Consider the following 13,881-nt stretch of genomic DNA (forward strand, 5'->3'; position numbering starts at 1 on the left):
GGTGAACCCCCGCGCGCTGCGGGCCGTCGGGCCCGTGCTGCTGATCGTGGCCGCCCTCGCCGTGATGGTGTGGGCGCTCGCCTTCGGCGGCGGCGCCGCGCCCCTCGCTCTCGCCGACCCCGGGCCGTTCGTGCGCTGGGGGCTTCCGACGGCGAAGCTCGTCGTCAACCTCTCGGCCGCCGGCATGGTCGGCGTGCTCGTCACCGCGCTCTTCACCCTCCGCGCCGGCGAGCGCGAGTTCGACATCGCGCTCGACACGGCGTCGATCTCGGCGGCGGTGTTCACGATGGCCGCCGCCGCGACCGGATTCCTTACGTTCATCGACGCGTTCAACCCCGTCATCAGCATCGGCCCCGAGTTCGGCGCCCAGCTCGGCCGCTACATCGTCGAGACCGAGGTCGGCCGTACGTGGCTCATCACCACCCTCGCCGGCGCCGCTCTCACGGTGCTGACCTTCGCCGTCAGATCGTGGACCGCGACCTTCTTCGTCGCACTGCTGGCGGCGGCATCCCTCGTCCCGATGGGGACCCAGGGCCACTCCGGCGAGGAGGCCTTCCACCACGAGGCGATGACGGCCCTGATCCTGCACATCCTCGCGGCGGCGGTGTGGCTCGGGGGACTGCTGCTCGTGGTCATCGTGCGACCGCTGCAGTCGCGCGAGGACAGTGCCGCGACGGTCGGGCGCTACTCGAGCATCGCGCTCGCCGCCTTCGCGGTCGTCGCGGTGTCAGGAACGGTGCGCGCCGCCATCGGGCTGCGGGACTGGTCGGCGCTCCTGTCGCCCTACGGCGTCATCCTCGGCGTGAAGGTGCTCGCGCTGATCGCGCTGGGGCTGTTCGGCGCCTGGTACCGCTCGCGGCTGATCGGTCGCATGCGCGACACCGATCGGGCCACACGGTCGTTCTGGACCCTCGTCGGCTTCGAGCTCCTGCTGATGGGCGCCGCCAGCGGTGCGGCGGCGGCCCTCGCCCGCACCCCCCCGCCGGTCGCCCCCCTCATCCCCGAGACTCCGACCCCGGCGCAGCGCCTGACCGATGCCCCACTGCCGCCCGAGCTGACGCTCGACCGCTGGCTCACGTCGTGGAACATCGACCTGCTGTGGGCGATCGTCGCCGGCTTCGCGATCTTCTTCTACCTCGTCGGAGTCTGGCGGCTGCGTCGCCGCGGGGACGCGTGGCCGCTGTACCGCACCATCATGTGGGTGGCCGGCTGGCTGCTGCTCGTCTGGGTCACCGGCGGCGTCATCAACGTCTACCAGGACTACCTGTTCAGCATGCACATGGTCGGGCACATGCTGCTCACCATGGCGATCCCGCTGCTGCTCGTGCCGGGCGCGCCGATCACACTCGCCGCGCGGGCGATCCACAAGCGCGACGACGGCACGCGCGGTGGCCGCGAGTGGATCCTGTGGGCGGTGCACTCACCGGTCGCCCGCGTGCTGACCAACCCCTTCGTCGCCGCCGGCCTGTTCGTCGGGTCGCTCTGGGTCTTCTACTACACGGAGCTGTTCCGCTGGTCGCTCTACGACCACCTCGGGCACGAGTGGATGGTCGCGCACTTCCTCATCACGGGCTATCTGTTCGTGATGAGCCTCATCGGCATCGACCCGGTCCCCTACCGCCTGCCCTATCCCGGACGGCTGCTGCTGCTCATCGGCGTGATGGCGATGCACGCCTTCTTCGGCATCGCGATCATGATGCAGGAGGGCCTCATGATCGCCGAGTGGTTCGGCTCGATGGGGCGCACCTGGGGCGCCACTCCGCTGGAGGACCAGTACACCGGCGGCGGCATCGCCTGGTCGATCGGCGAGATCCCGACGCTCATCCTCGCCATCACGGTCGCGATCCAGTGGAGCCGCAGCGATGATCGCGAGACCAAGCGCCGCGATCGGCACGCCGACCGCACCGGCGACGCCGAGCTCGAGGCGTACAACGCCCGTCTCGCCGCGCTCGCCGAGCGCGACGCGCGCACCCGCGGCTGACGGGTATCCCGCTGGCGCCCGGCCGTCGACGCGGGCGCAGCGGGCTCAGTTGGTGTCGGGGCCCGTCACCACGATCGACGCGGTGCCGTCCGGCTGCACCGTGATCGTGCCCTTGACGATGAACGGCACGTCCTCGCTCACGGGGCGCACCCGGCCGTCGAAGATCGAGCGGATGTCGACGTCGATGTGCGCGACGGCCTCGGCGGCGAGGATCGACCAGCCGGCGCCAGCGGGCTCGACGGCGACGGTCGGCTGCTGCACGATCGACCACTTCGGGAGCGACACGATCCGGTCCTGGACGAAGAAGCCGAACGGGCAGGCGGTCGGCTGCAGCACCTCCTGGGTCGCGCAGGCGGTCAGGAACTCCTCGACCTTCTGCTGCACGACACTCATGAACTTCTCCGTCGGCTGCGCCTGCACGTTCACCGGAATCGCGTGGAACGGGCTGTCGGACAGCACCGCGACTCCCGGGGTGCTCGAGATCGCCGTGTCGACCGACACCGAGTACAAGCCCGGAGAGAACACCAGAAGCGAGACCGGCGCGGCGGGGTCGGCATCCGCCCCGTCCGGCGAGACCTGACGCTTGTCGATCTCGAAGCCGTTGACGTCGAACACCATCGATCCGCTGACGCCGAGATTCATGACCGCGAGCGGGCTCTCGGCGAACCGCCAGGTCGGGGCGAGGCCGATCGTGCCGTCGCGTTCCACGGAGAACGTCGTGCGGCCGTCGTACCCGCGCGCCTGGTACTCGATCGTCACGTGCGTGACGTCGCCGTCCTGCTCCTGCGAGACGACCTCCACGTCGCTGATCGGCGCGAGTGCGGCGCTGCGAAGGAGCGCCTCGGACGCCGTCGACGGCAGCCCGGCGGCCTCGAGCTCGGCCGAGGTCACGGCCACGCCGGGCACGGCGAGCGCATCGGCCGCGCGTCCTTCGGCGAGGAGGTCCACGTAGCGTTCGACGAACGCCTTCGGACTGTAGAACTGGCGCTCGATCACGCCCCACGCGGCGAAGACCGCCAGGAGCAGCAGGACGCCGACGAGGCCGAGGAGCGAGAGGTCGACGGCGAGACGACGGCGTTCGCGGGCCTTGCGCGGCGGCTGGATGAGAGGTCGCTCGGTGGTCCCGGCCGCGGGCGCGGGGGTCGCCGCGACGGCCGGAGGCGCGCTCGCGCGACCGGATGCCGTGTCCAACGCCCCCTGGTCCACCCGGCCAGTCTAGGAAAGTCTCGCCGGGAGGCCGCTGTGGACGGAAACATTCTGGACCCCCCGTCTCTTGCGCGCGGGCAGCGCTCGTTCGCCCAGGTCAGGCCATGATCGCGTCGCGGACCACACTCGCCCCCGCGAGCTGGCCGGACGCGATGGCCGCCGCCAGCGAGACCATCGGGCCCGGCACCGCGGCGAGGTGGGCCATGTCGCCGCCGGCGTAGACGCCGGGCACGGTCGTGCGGCCCAGCGCGTCGATCTCCACGCCGCCGCTCGGCAGGATGCCGCAGCCCAGCTGCTCCGCGAACGGTGCGCGCTGGGTCGACGTCGCGGCCGTGAAGACCCCCGCGACCCGTTCGGCTCCGCCCCCCACCAGCGCGAGCTCGAGACCGCCGTCGACCTCGCTCACCTCGGCGATGTCGGCCGGACGGGCGATGAATGCGGAGGCGACGACAGGGCGCAGCATCCCTTCGATCATGGCGCTGTGCTCGCCCTCGATGAGGATGCCGATGCGCTGCCCGGCGAACTCGTGGCCGTGGCAGAACGGACATTGGGCGACACGGCGGCCCCACTGCTCGGCCAGCCCGGTAACGGGGGGCAGCTCGTCGCGCATGCCGGTCGCCAGCACGAGGCGGTGAGCACGCTCGGCGCCCGCCGTCGTGGTGACCTCGAAGCCGCCGATCGCGCCGGTGACCGCCGTGACCTGGTCCGCGCGCACCGCGACCGTGTCGTAGGCGGCGAGCTCGGCGCGAGCGATGCGGCGCAGTTCGGCGGGGCTGCGGCCGTCGTTGGTGAGCAGGTTGTGCGCGTGCTCGACGGTGGCGTTGCGGTAATCCCCGGAGTCCAGCAGCAGCACGCTCCGGTGCATGCGGCCGATGGTGAGGGCGGCCTGGAGGCCTGCGGGCCCGCCGCCGATGACGATGACGTCGTACATGGGTGATCCTCTCGTCGGGTTGCGTCCGAATCGATCCTGTGACTTCATGTCGACATGAAGTCAAGTCTGTCGATCGGGGATGCCGCGGCCCGGTTCTCGCTGCCCACGCACGTACTGCGGCACTGGGAGGACGTGGGTCTGCTGCACCCGCAACGCGACAGCGGCGACCGACGGCGCTACGGCGGCGACGACCTGGTGCGGATCGGCGTGATTGTGCGCAGCAAGAGCGCCGGCATGAGCCTGGAGCAGATCGGCGTGCTGCTTGACGAGCAGGCGCCCGAGCGTCATCGCGTGCTCGAGGAGCACCTCGCCGACCTCGCACGGCGGATGGCCGACATGGAGCGCTCGCGGCTGATGACCGAGCACGCCCTCAACTGCCGTTCGCACGACATCACGACGTGCCCGCGGTTCCGGGCGATCATGGACGAGGTCGTGGCCGGCACCGGCACCTGGCGCGAGGCCGAGACGCCTGTGGACAACGGCGTGCACTCCACCGATCGCGGCGCGCACGGCCGCGATGCGGCGGCGGCTCGTTAGCATGAATCGGTGAACACCCCGCCGCTGTCCCCCGAGCAGGAGGCGCTGTTCCGGCTCATCGAAGACACCCGCGAACACGTGTTCGTCACGGGCCGGGCCGGCACCGGCAAGTCGACGCTGCTGCAGCACCTGGCATGGAACACGAGCAAGCAGATCGCGGTGTGCGCGCCGACGGGCGTCGCGGCGCTGAACGTCGAGGGCCAGACGATCCACTCGCTGTTCAAGCTTCCCCTCGGGATCATCGGCGCGCACGACGAGGACCAGTCCGACGCGACGCGCAAGCTGCTCAACGCCATCGACACCCTCGTCATCGACGAGATCTCGATGGTGAACGCCGACCTCATGGACGCGATCGATCGTTCCCTGCGCAAGGCGCGCGGACGCCGCGGCGAGCCCTTCGGCGGCGCGCAGATCGTGATGTTCGGCGACCCCTACCAGCTGGCCCCCGTGCCACCGCGGGGCGACGAGCTGCGGTACGTGCGCGACCACTACCGCTCGTTCTGGTTCTTCGACGCCAAGGTATGGGTCGGCGAGGCGGCGAGCGACGGCATCCTCGACGTCGGCTCGTACGGCGCCGACCTGAACATCCGCGAGCTGGTCGACATCCACCGGCAATCCGACCCGGCGTTCAAGGCGATGCTCAATGCGGTGCGATACGGCCGCGTGACCGCCGACATCGCGGAGGTCCTCAACGGCACCGGCGCGCGCACTCCGCCCGACCCCGTGGACGGCGAGCACCCGATCATCACGCTCGCGACCCGCAACGACATCGTCAACAACATCAACCGCCGGCACCTCAACGAGCTCGTCGGGCGGGAGCAGACGGCGATGGCGGAGGTCAGCGGCGACTTCGGACGCGGGGAGGCCGCCTACCCCGCCGACATCGAGCTCAAGCTGAAGGTCGGCGCCCAGGTGATGTTCCTCCGCAACGACACCGGATCGTTCGGCGAGCCGCCACGCTGGGTCAACGGCACGATCGGCACGGTCACCCGGATCGCCGGCGAGACCGTGCGCGTCGACGTCGAGGGCGAGGAGTTCGACGTCGAGCCTTCGGTCTGGGAGAAGTACCGCTACTCCTACGACCCCGGCTCCAAGCAGCTGACCCGCGACATCGTCGCCGAGTTCACGCAGTTTCCGCTGCGCCTCGCCTGGGCGGTCACGATCCACAAGTCGCAGGGCAAGACCTATGACCGCGCGATCATCGACCTGGGGTCCGGAGCCTTCGCGCCCGGGCAGACCTACGTCGCGCTGTCGCGGCTGACCTCGCTCGACGGGCTCTACCTCTCGCGACCGCTGCGGCCGCGCGACATCCAGGTCGACCCCGACGTGCGCCGGTTCATGGCGTCGGCCGTGCGGGGTGCGGCGGTGTCCTAGCCGATACCGCCGCCTCGGCTCAGGCGACCTGTGCGGCCTTCGCCTGGGCGAGGTCCTCGAAGAGCTCGGTGTTGAAGCGGTAGGCGAGCAGGACCTCGTCGATGACGCGCTCCTGCTCGGCGGCATCCCACGGGGCGGCGTCCAGCTGCTCGCGATAGACGTCCTTGAACGCCTTCGGATCGGCGATGTCCTCGAACAGGTAGAAGCCGATGCCGTTCGTGTCGAACCCGAAGCGACGGGCCATCAGCCGGCCGATGAACTGACCGCCCGACAGATCGCCGAGGTAGCGGGTGTAGTGGTGCGCCACGAAGCCGCCGGCCCAGGTCGCGCCGACCTCGTTGATGCGATCGACGTACCGCCGAGTGGTCGGCAGCGGCTCGATCCGCTCGCGCCAGTCGGGGCCGACGAGGAACTCCAGGTCGGCCTCGAGCGCGGGAAGGCGCGTGAGCTTGTCGGAGATGAAGACCGCGGCGACGGGATCCTTGCGCATCTGGCCCGCCGTGCGCTCGAGCGCCTCGTAGATGAACCAGTGCTGGGCCACGAGTGCGACGTAGTCGTCACGGGTGCCCTCCCCCTTCATGAGATCGGCCATGAAGCCGGAGTGCTCACTCGACGAGTGCGAGCTGCTCGAGCGTTCGCGCAGCGCGGCGGAGAACGGAATCAGGTCGCTCATACCTTCATGCTAACTGAAGATAAGGCCAACCTAACTAAAAGTTTCCTATGCGTGCGGTCGGGGCACGACATCAAGACGCCGGCACGCCTCGTCGTACAGCGCGACGATCTCGCGGCGCACCTCCCGGCGCTCCGAGATCGGACCCGACGGCCACGGCACCGCGACCTCGGCCGTCGAACCGTCGGCGAGCGTCGCCTGCCAGACCCCGCGCGCGCCGTCGAACCCGGTCATGACCGAAGACGTGATCTCGGCCGTCGTGAGACCCGCGTCCGGAGCGAACGCCCGCGTGATCAGAAGGTTGTCATCGCCGTGGTCGCCGTTCATGTGGCCGAGCACACCCGTGAGGGCATCGTCGTCGAAGAGGTGGGTCATGCTCACACCCTACGGATCGCCGTGCAACGCAAGCCACCGGTGTGTGTTTGAATTCAATGCACGATCGTCGGGGGGTGAGAATGCGGACCCGGTCAACACGTCGCCGCGCCATCGCGGTCATCGCCGGTGCCGTCGCGTCCGCTCTGCTCCTGGCGGGCTGCTCGTTCGGCGGCGAGGTCGAACCCGACCTGCCCGCGCAGGCGGCGGCCACCCTGCCGGATGAGACGGTGCAGCGACTGACGGATGCGGTCACCCACGCGATGGGCACCACCGGGTCCTCCGGCGCCATCGTGGGCGTCTGGGCGCCGTGGAGCGGCACCTGGGTGGCGGGCCTCGGCACGCAGCGTCCTGACGGGGGCGGCGATGTGACCGCCGATCTCGTCTTCCGTGCCGGCAAGGTGACGCGTGCCATGACGTGCGACGTGCTCTTCCAGGTCGCCGCCGACGGCAAGCTGAAGCTGAACGACAGCGTCACCCAGTACGTGTCGGGCGTGCCGGACCTCGCCGACGTCACCCTGCTCGAGCTCTGCGACGGCACGTCGGGGATCGGCTCGTACGCGGGCCAGCTGTACTCATCGTGGATCGCGAATCCTGCGCGCGAATGGGATCCGCGCTACCTCGCGAGCTTCGGGCTCGGGCAGCCCCGGTCGGGCGAGCCGGGTGCGGCGTACCGCGATTCGGATGCCGGGTACCTGCTGCTGGGCCTCGCACTCGAGCGCGCGACCGACATGACGGCGGCGCAGCTCATCCAGACCTACGTCGCCGATCCGCTCGGCCTCGACGCGACGGCCCTCGGCGACCTCCCCGAAGAGGGCGTGCTGAAGGGCGGGCAGTCCGTCAACACTCCCGAGGGCGCGCTCGACTGCGCTGCCCCGATCGACCTGACGACCGCGTCCTCGAGCACAGGGTTCACCGATGCGGGCGCCGTCACCGACATCGAGGATCTGGGCCGCTACGTGCAGGCGCTCGCCTCCGGTGCCCTCGTGAAGGACGACGACCGCTTCGGCGCTCCGGTGGCAGTCGCCGCCGACGGCCCGTCGTGGTACACCGCCGGCGGCGGTGCGCTGATCGCGGGATCCCTCATCGGGCAGTACGGCAAGGTGCCCGGCTACATCACCGCCGCCTTCGCCGACCCGGTGACCGGGCTGACGGTCGCCGTCGTGCTCAACAACTCCGCCGCCGACGGCGCGGTGGGCGAGTACCTCGCGTGGGAGCTCGCGGCCATCGCGTCGAAGGCGCCCGCAGCGACCGGCCAGACCGTGCCCGAGGCCGGTCTCCCCTGGACGCCCGAGCAGTACCACGACGCCATCGCCGGCGCCGCGGTGTGCACGCCGCCGGCCACGTAGTGCAAGCCCGAGCGGGCTCGGGAGGTGCGGGCGCCGCCGGCGCGAGCGGGCCGGGCCGATCGGTGACGACGCCGGCCATCCTGTTGGTGGTCGCTGGTCTGGCGTGCCAGGAGGTCGGCGCGTCGATCGCGGTCCTGCTGTTCCCGCAGGTGGGCCCTCTCGGCATGGTGATGCTGCGGCTGGTCTTCTCGGCGATCGTCCTGCTCCTCATCGCGCGTCCCCGCGTGCGCGGGCACTCCCGCGCCGACTGGACCGGTGTCACGCTCTTCGGGCTCGTCCTCGCAGTGATGAACGGCCTGTTCTACCTCGCCCTCGAGCGTCTGCCCCTCGGGGTCACCGTGACCATCGAGGTGCTCGGTCCCCTGGTGCTGTCGATCGTGGCTGCCCGCCGCGCCTCGGCCTGGCTGTGGGCGGTGCTCGCGCTCGCCGGCGTCGTGGCGCTGGGCGGTGGCGGGTGGGACCGCCTCGACCCGCTCGGCGTGCTGTTCGCACTCGGCGCCGCGGCCAGCTGGGCGTTCTACATCCTGGCGTCGGCGCGGGTGGGCAGGGCGTTCCCCAAGCTCGACGGGCTGGCGCTGGCGATGACGGTCGGAGCGGTCATCGCCCTCCCGTTCGGGATCGCGGATGCCGGAGCCGCACTGCTGCACCCCGAGATCATCGCGCTCGGCGCCGCGGTCGCCATCCTCTCGTCGACGATCCCCTACGCGTTCGAGCTCATCGCCCTCCGGCGCCTGCCGGCCGCGGTGTTCGCGATCCTGATGAGCCTCGCGCCGGCGACAGCCGCGCTCGCGGGCTTCATATTCCTCGGCCAACATATGACCTGGCTCGAGATCGCGGGCATCGGCCTCGTCATCGCCGCCAGCATCGGCGCGGTGCGCTCCTCGTCCCGCGCGGCCGGCGAAGCGGCCGAGCCGCTCGCCTGACGCGGCGCCGTTCCGGATCCGGCGCAGGCGATGTCGCGGCATCCCGTCCTCCGCGGTGCGGTGGCAGGACGGATGCCGCGGCCGCCGTGCGACGATGCGATCGGCGGGCTCGATACGATCGGGGCCATGACTCATGCGGACGACACGGTGCAGACGAGATGGGCCGTGCTCGGCCCCGGGGCGATCAGCCGGGACTTCGTGGTGGGGCTGCGTGCCTCGCAGCACGGCGTGCTGCACGCGGTGGGCAGTTCGTCGGCGGAGCGGGCGGCGACCTTCGCGGCGGAGCACGGCGCCGCGGCATCCGGAACGTACGACGAGATCCTGGCCCGCGACGATGTCGACGCGGTCTACGTCGGAACCGTCCACACGACGCACGCCGACCTCGCGATCCGCGCGCTCGACGCGGGCAAGGCCGTGCTGTGCGAGAAGCCCGCGAGCCCGACCCTCGAGGAGGTCGAGCGCATCCTCGCCACGGCCCGGCGGGCGCAGCGGCCGTTCCTCGAGGCCTTCAAGACCCGGTTCGGGCCGTTCGCCGACGCGCTGCGCGACCTCGTGACCCGCGGTGAGCTCGGCGCGCTGCAGCGCGTCGAGGGCGCGTTCGGCTTCGCGGCGGGCGTGCACGAAGGCCGCCTGTTCGACCCCGCGCTCGCCGGCGGCGCGATCCTCGATGTGGGCTGCTATCCGCTCGCTCTCGCCATCGACCTCGCCGCCGCCGCCGGCGAGCCGATCGATGCACCGGACTACCGCGCGTTCGAGGCCGAGGTGGTGTCGGGCGTCGACGGCACGGCATCCGCGGTGATCGCGTTCGGCGGTGTCACCGCTGCGATCGCCACCTCCGTGATCGAGGACCTGCCCGACACCGGCGTCCTGCGGTTCGCCGATGCCGAGGTCGTGCTCCCCAACGTGTGGGGCAGCCGCACCGAGAGCCCGTCGACGCTCATCGTTCGCCGCGGCGACGACGAGCGGGTGATCGAGGTGCCGGTCGTGCAGCCGATGGCCGCCGAAGCCGATGCGCTCTCGCTCGCCATCGCCGAGGGCAGGCTCGAAGTGCCCCAGATGCCCTGGTCGCACACGCGTGCCGCCGCACGCGTGCTGACGGACTGGCGCGCAGCCGCTCTCGCCGGCTGACGGCGCTGACTCGCCGCCCCGCGACTGCAACGGTGGAGCGCCGGCTCGCTGCCGTGGAGACCTCGACGGCAGCTCGCGGGCCGGGGCCGCCACCGACCGGCTCGTGGGCCTGCGGACGGACCCACCGCGGGCCCGGAGCGGCGGTTCTGAGGGTCAGGCGCCGCGGGGCGGGGCGGTCGAGCCGCGGACGTTCAGGGTCGGGTTCAGCACGACGCGGTGCACCGGGCGCGTCGGATCCTCGATGCGCCGTGCCAGCAGGTCGACGGCGGCGCGGCCGACCGAGTTGCGCGGTGGGCTCACGGCGGTGAGCGCCGGCGTGAACAGCTCGGCGACCTCGTCGTCGTAGGCGACCACCGACAGGTCGCCGGGCACCGAGATGCCGCGGTTGAGGGCGAGGTCGACGAACGCCATCGCCTCAGGGTCGGAGTGCACCAGGATCGCGGTCACCGAGTTCGCCAGCGCTGCATCGAGCGTCGCGTCGACGACCGCCGAGAAGTCGGGGCTGGTGCGCGGCGGCAGGCTCGTCTCGAAGTGATCCGAGGGCGTGAGGCCCAGCTCCAGACACGCGGCCTGCCATCCGGCGGTGATCTTGCGCGACGTCGGGGAGTCGCGGGCGATGATGAGCCCGACGCGACGGTGGCCCAGCGCCGCGAGGTGGCGGGCGGCGAGCACCGCGCCGAGTGCGTGGTCGGTGGTCACGTTCTCGACGGGGCTGCCCTCGGGCAGCACGACGGCATCGCGCTCGACGAGCACGTTGGGCACGCCGCACTCGGCGAGCCACTGCACGACGTCCTGGGCATGCGGGGTGTCGGTGTTCGGCGCGACCACGAGCCCGCGCACGCCGTCGGCGTGCACGAGCCGCTCGAGCACCGGGCGCTCGTCCTGCAGCTCGTACGAGGCGCCCCGCAGCACGACCCGCAGCCCGTGACGGGTGGCCTCGGTCTCGGCGCCGCGCACGACGCTCGGCCAGTAGAAGCTCAGCGACGGCACCAGCATCGCGATCGAGCCCGTGCGCGCGGCGGAGGCCGGATGCCCTGGCTCGACGTCGTCGAACGCGCCGGCCGCGGGAACGGCGCCGCCGTGCACGCGCACGAGCAGCCCTTCGCGCTCCATCTGCGCGAGATCCCGGCGCAGGGTGACGGGGGCGACGCCCAGTTCGTCCATCAGCTGCGCGACCCGCACGGCGCCGTCGCGCTCGAGCGTCGCCAGCACGTGCGCGCGCCGCTCGGCGGCCAGCAGTGCCGGTGTCTGGTCGGTCATCGGGCGTCCTCCGCGTTCGTCAGGTCCAGTTCTACCGTGACGGCGACGCTGTCGCGTGACGTCACGTCCAGATCCAGCCGGGTGAGTCGCGCGCCCCACACGCTCGAGAGCACGGGGTCGTCGAGCTCGCGCACGACGAGCGACGCCGCGATGCCCTCGGGCCACGAGATGCGCACCGGCGCGGCGCCGTCGAGCGGGGTGACCACCACGCTGGACGCATCCTGGCGCACGTCGCCGGCCAGCAACATCCGCACCTGCGTGAACGCCTCGTTCCCGTCGACCGTCGGCGTCTCGGCCACCGGGGCGGCGGTCCAGGAGTCCTCGACCACCACGCGCCGCACCGCCCGTTCGAGGCGCACCGAACGCCGCCACGGCGCCGCGCCGGGGTATGCGCCGGAGAGGTCGAGCGCGAACGCCGCCGTGTCGTCGGCGAGTGAGATCTCCACATCGGATGCCGCGAACCCCGCGCCCGGACTCTGCTCGAGGCCGCCGATGACCGGCACGTTGTGCCACCCGCTCTGCATCGTCCAGATGTCGTAGCGGTCGGGGCCGAACGTCTGCAGCGTGTACGTCGGGCGACCGGCGTCGACGATCACGGGCACGCCGTCGGACGCTACGACGAACGAGCCGACGTCGTTGTGGTTGTGGTGCTCGCCGTTGTGTCCGCCCTTGACGGCGACGGTGAGCCCGCGGCTCGTGCCGCCCCGCTCGCGGGCGAGCAGCACCTCCGTCGAGGGCAGCCATACCTCGCGCGGGAACGGCGACGTCGCCTCGGTCGCGTCGACCCACGCCGGATCGGTGATGCCGCGCAGCAGTCGGCCGAAGCCCTCGTGCTCGGTGGCCGCCGGGGTGCCGGCGATGCGGTGCGATGCGGCGTGGGCGACGGCATCCGTGTCCTGCGCACTCCGCGCGGCGCGATGCAGGGCGTGCCACGGCTGCGCCGCCGAGACGCGCGCCTGTCCGTCGGCGAGGTTGAGGTACCAGTCGTCGCCGAGGTGCATGCGGTGGGGGAACGCGACAGTCTCGCGCAGCGCGGGGATGCCCGAGGCGTCGAGCACTCCCCCGGTCGCATGGCGCACGAGGTCGAGCCCCTCGAGCGCGCGGCATGCGCCGTTCCACCAGTACGCGTACCCCTCGTCGATGGCGCCGTCGGCCGGGAGCACCGAGACGTACCGGTCGACGCCCTCGATCGCGAGCGCCACGACGGCCGCGCGTTCGGCGACCTCGGAGGGGCCGTCGAGCAGGCGCAGCGCGGCGAGCAGCACGTTGCCGTGGATCCACGGGTTCCAGTTGTGGACGTCGCCGTCGAGCCCGAGCCAGTGCCAGTCCCGACGCCGGGTGAACGGCTCGAATACGCGCACGCGCGCCTCGTGCCGGATGCGGGAGCGGATGCCGGGGTACCGGGCTTCGAGGCGCTCGCCGAGGAGCTGGTCCACCCAGGTGAGCAGTGCGACCGCCTCGCCCGCGCCGAGGTCGAGGTACGGCTCGGTCACCGTCGGGAGCACCGAGCCCCGTTCGCGGAAGGCGTCGTCGTGGGCGGGCCAGCACCATGAGCTCTGCTCGCAGATGAGCCACACGCCGTCGAGGACGTCGGCGAGCCACGCACTCCCGATCTCGCCGTCGTCGGCGTGATGGGCGGCGGCGACCGCGGCGCGGGCGAGGCGGCGCTGCCGCTCGAAGACGATGCTCTCCCAGCCCTCGCGGTCGCCGTCGTCGTGCAGTCGCGCGGCGGCCGTCGCCAGCGGCACGGGCCAGGCGGTGGAGCGGTCGGCGGCGGCCCGTGCGAGCACGTCGCGGACGGCGATCGGGTCGGCGATGCCCTGCGGGCCCCAGACGCCCCGGTCGTCCGAGGTGGCAACGGGAAGGGCGCGATCGGGAGACGCGAGCAGCCTGGCGAGTGCGGCCGGGAAGCCGGCGGCGTCGACGCCTGCCTGCCGTTCGTAGACCGCGGCCAGCGCGCCCCGGAATCTCGCGCTCATCTGGGTCCTCCTCGTTGATTCACCATGGTGGGGGTGCACTGTCCCGTCCGATCGGTGCGTTCTGCTAAACCGATCACAAACGATCATAACAAATCTCAAACAGTCTTGCAATGAACGAATCGGGTTGATACAGTCCCAAACGTTCGCTTTCCGCTGACCCCACAGCGGCGA

General features: G+C 71.6%; 12 protein-coding genes. 6 read left to right on the forward strand and 6 right to left on the reverse strand.

The window, feature by feature from the left end; genetic code table 11:
- The first annotated feature begins 1 nt into the window (after nt 1).
- A complete protein-coding gene (locus Q9R08_RS03505; RefSeq protein ID WP_308866433.1) occupies nt 2-1,981 on the forward strand; it encodes a bifunctional copper resistance protein CopD/cytochrome c oxidase assembly protein in 1,980 nt (659 codons plus the stop codon).
- A 45-nt stretch (nt 1,982-2,026) separates the two neighbouring features.
- On the opposite strand, the gene Q9R08_RS03510 is transcribed toward Q9R08_RS03505, so the two are convergent.
- Nucleotides 2,027-3,187 carry a hypothetical protein gene (locus tag Q9R08_RS03510; RefSeq protein ID WP_418001308.1) on the reverse strand — a complete coding sequence of 387 codons (1,161 nt, stop codon included), beginning with the start codon at nt 3,185-3,187 and terminating at the stop codon, nt 2,027-2,029.
- A 97-nt stretch (nt 3,188-3,284) separates the two neighbouring features.
- Nucleotides 3,285-4,118 carry an NAD(P)/FAD-dependent oxidoreductase gene (locus tag Q9R08_RS03515; RefSeq protein ID WP_308866434.1) on the reverse strand — a complete coding sequence of 278 codons (834 nt, stop codon included), beginning with the start codon at nt 4,116-4,118 and terminating at the stop codon, nt 3,285-3,287.
- Nucleotides 4,119-4,172: 54 nt separating this feature from the next.
- Between Q9R08_RS03515 and Q9R08_RS03520 the strand changes: the two genes are divergently transcribed.
- Both Q9R08_RS03520 and Q9R08_RS03525 read left to right on the forward strand, forming a co-directional pair.
- The gene (locus Q9R08_RS03520) at nt 4,173-4,655 is read left to right on the forward strand and encodes a MerR family transcriptional regulator (RefSeq protein ID WP_308866435.1); all 483 of its coding nucleotides are present in this window, start codon (nt 4,173-4,175) and stop codon (nt 4,653-4,655) included.
- A 9-nt stretch (nt 4,656-4,664) separates the two neighbouring features.
- Nucleotides 4,665-6,029, forward strand: coding sequence for an ATP-dependent DNA helicase (locus Q9R08_RS03525; protein ID WP_308866436.1), 1,365 nt, complete (start codon nt 4,665-4,667; stop codon nt 6,027-6,029).
- Between the two features lie 19 nt (nt 6,030-6,048).
- Here Q9R08_RS03525 and Q9R08_RS03530 read toward each other — a convergent pair whose 3' ends face one another.
- Both Q9R08_RS03530 and Q9R08_RS03535 read right to left on the reverse strand, forming a co-directional pair.
- Nucleotides 6,049-6,702 (reverse strand): biliverdin-producing heme oxygenase, encoded by a 654-nt coding sequence (locus tag Q9R08_RS03530; protein ID WP_308866437.1) that lies wholly within the window; start codon nt 6,700-6,702, stop codon nt 6,049-6,051.
- 45 nt (nt 6,703-6,747) lie between these two features.
- On the reverse strand, nt 6,748-7,074 hold the full coding sequence (locus Q9R08_RS03535) for a DUF2470 domain-containing protein (protein WP_308866438.1): 327 nt from the start codon (nt 7,072-7,074) through the stop codon (nt 6,748-6,750).
- 80 nt (nt 7,075-7,154) lie between these two features.
- Here Q9R08_RS03535 and Q9R08_RS03540 point away from each other — a divergent pair, with 80 nt between their 5' ends.
- The 3 genes from Q9R08_RS03540 (at nt 7,155) to Q9R08_RS03550 (ending at nt 10,471) form a co-directional block, all read left to right on the forward strand.
- Nucleotides 7,155-8,420, forward strand: coding sequence for a serine hydrolase domain-containing protein (locus tag Q9R08_RS03540; protein ID WP_308866656.1), 1,266 nt, complete (start codon nt 7,155-7,157; stop codon nt 8,418-8,420).
- Nucleotides 8,421-8,482: 62 nt separating this feature from the next.
- A complete protein-coding gene (locus Q9R08_RS03545; RefSeq protein ID WP_308866439.1) occupies nt 8,483-9,343 on the forward strand; it encodes an EamA family transporter in 861 nt (286 codons plus the stop codon).
- 126 nt (nt 9,344-9,469) lie between these two features.
- Entirely contained in the window at nt 9,470-10,471 is a 1,002-nt protein-coding gene (locus Q9R08_RS03550) for a Gfo/Idh/MocA family protein (protein WP_308866440.1), read from the forward strand.
- A gap of 153 nt (nt 10,472-10,624) precedes the next feature.
- Here the strand turns inward: Q9R08_RS03550 and Q9R08_RS03555 are convergent, their stop codons facing one another.
- On the reverse strand, nt 10,625-11,731 hold the full coding sequence (locus tag Q9R08_RS03555; protein WP_308866441.1) for a substrate-binding domain-containing protein: 1,107 nt from the start codon (nt 11,729-11,731) through the stop codon (nt 10,625-10,627).
- Entirely contained in the window at nt 11,728-13,710 is a 1,983-nt protein-coding gene (locus Q9R08_RS03560; protein WP_308866442.1) for a heparinase II/III domain-containing protein, read from the reverse strand. Before Q9R08_RS03560 ends, Q9R08_RS03555 begins: the two co-directional genes overlap by 4 nt.
- Nucleotides 13,711-13,881: the final 171 nt, after the last annotated feature.

The sequence above is a fragment of the Microbacterium psychrotolerans genome, assembly GCF_031085295.1.
Taxonomy (GTDB): Bacteria; Actinomycetota; Actinomycetes; order Actinomycetales; family Microbacteriaceae; genus Microbacterium; species Microbacterium psychrotolerans.

What these genes read in the sequence shown, in the direction of transcription:
- Q9R08_RS03515 (WP_308866434.1), bottom strand. Translation starts at nt 4,118, where the DNA reads ATGTACGACGTCATCGTCATCGGCGGCGGGCCCGCAGGCCTCCAGGCC.
- Q9R08_RS03520 (WP_308866435.1), top strand. Translation starts at nt 4,173, where the DNA reads ATGAAGTCAAGTCTGTCGATCGGGGATGCCGCGGCCCGGTTCTCGCTG.
- Q9R08_RS03530 (WP_308866437.1), bottom strand. Translation starts at nt 6,702, where the DNA reads ATGAGCGACCTGATTCCGTTCTCCGCCGCGCTGCGCGAACGCTCGAGC.
- Q9R08_RS03535 (WP_308866438.1), bottom strand. Translation starts at nt 7,074, where the DNA reads ATGACCCACCTCTTCGACGACGATGCCCTCACGGGTGTGCTCGGCCAC.
- Q9R08_RS03540 (WP_308866656.1), top strand. Translation starts at nt 7,155, where the DNA reads ATGCGGACCCGGTCAACACGTCGCCGCGCCATCGCGGTCATCGCCGGT.
- Q9R08_RS03550 (WP_308866440.1), top strand. Translation starts at nt 9,470, where the DNA reads ATGACTCATGCGGACGACACGGTGCAGACGAGATGGGCCGTGCTCGGC.
- Q9R08_RS03555 (WP_308866441.1), bottom strand. Translation starts at nt 11,731, where the DNA reads ATGACCGACCAGACACCGGCACTGCTGGCCGCCGAGCGGCGCGCGCAC.
- Q9R08_RS03560 (WP_308866442.1), bottom strand. Translation starts at nt 13,710, where the DNA reads ATGAGCGCGAGATTCCGGGGCGCGCTGGCCGCGGTCTACGAACGGCAG.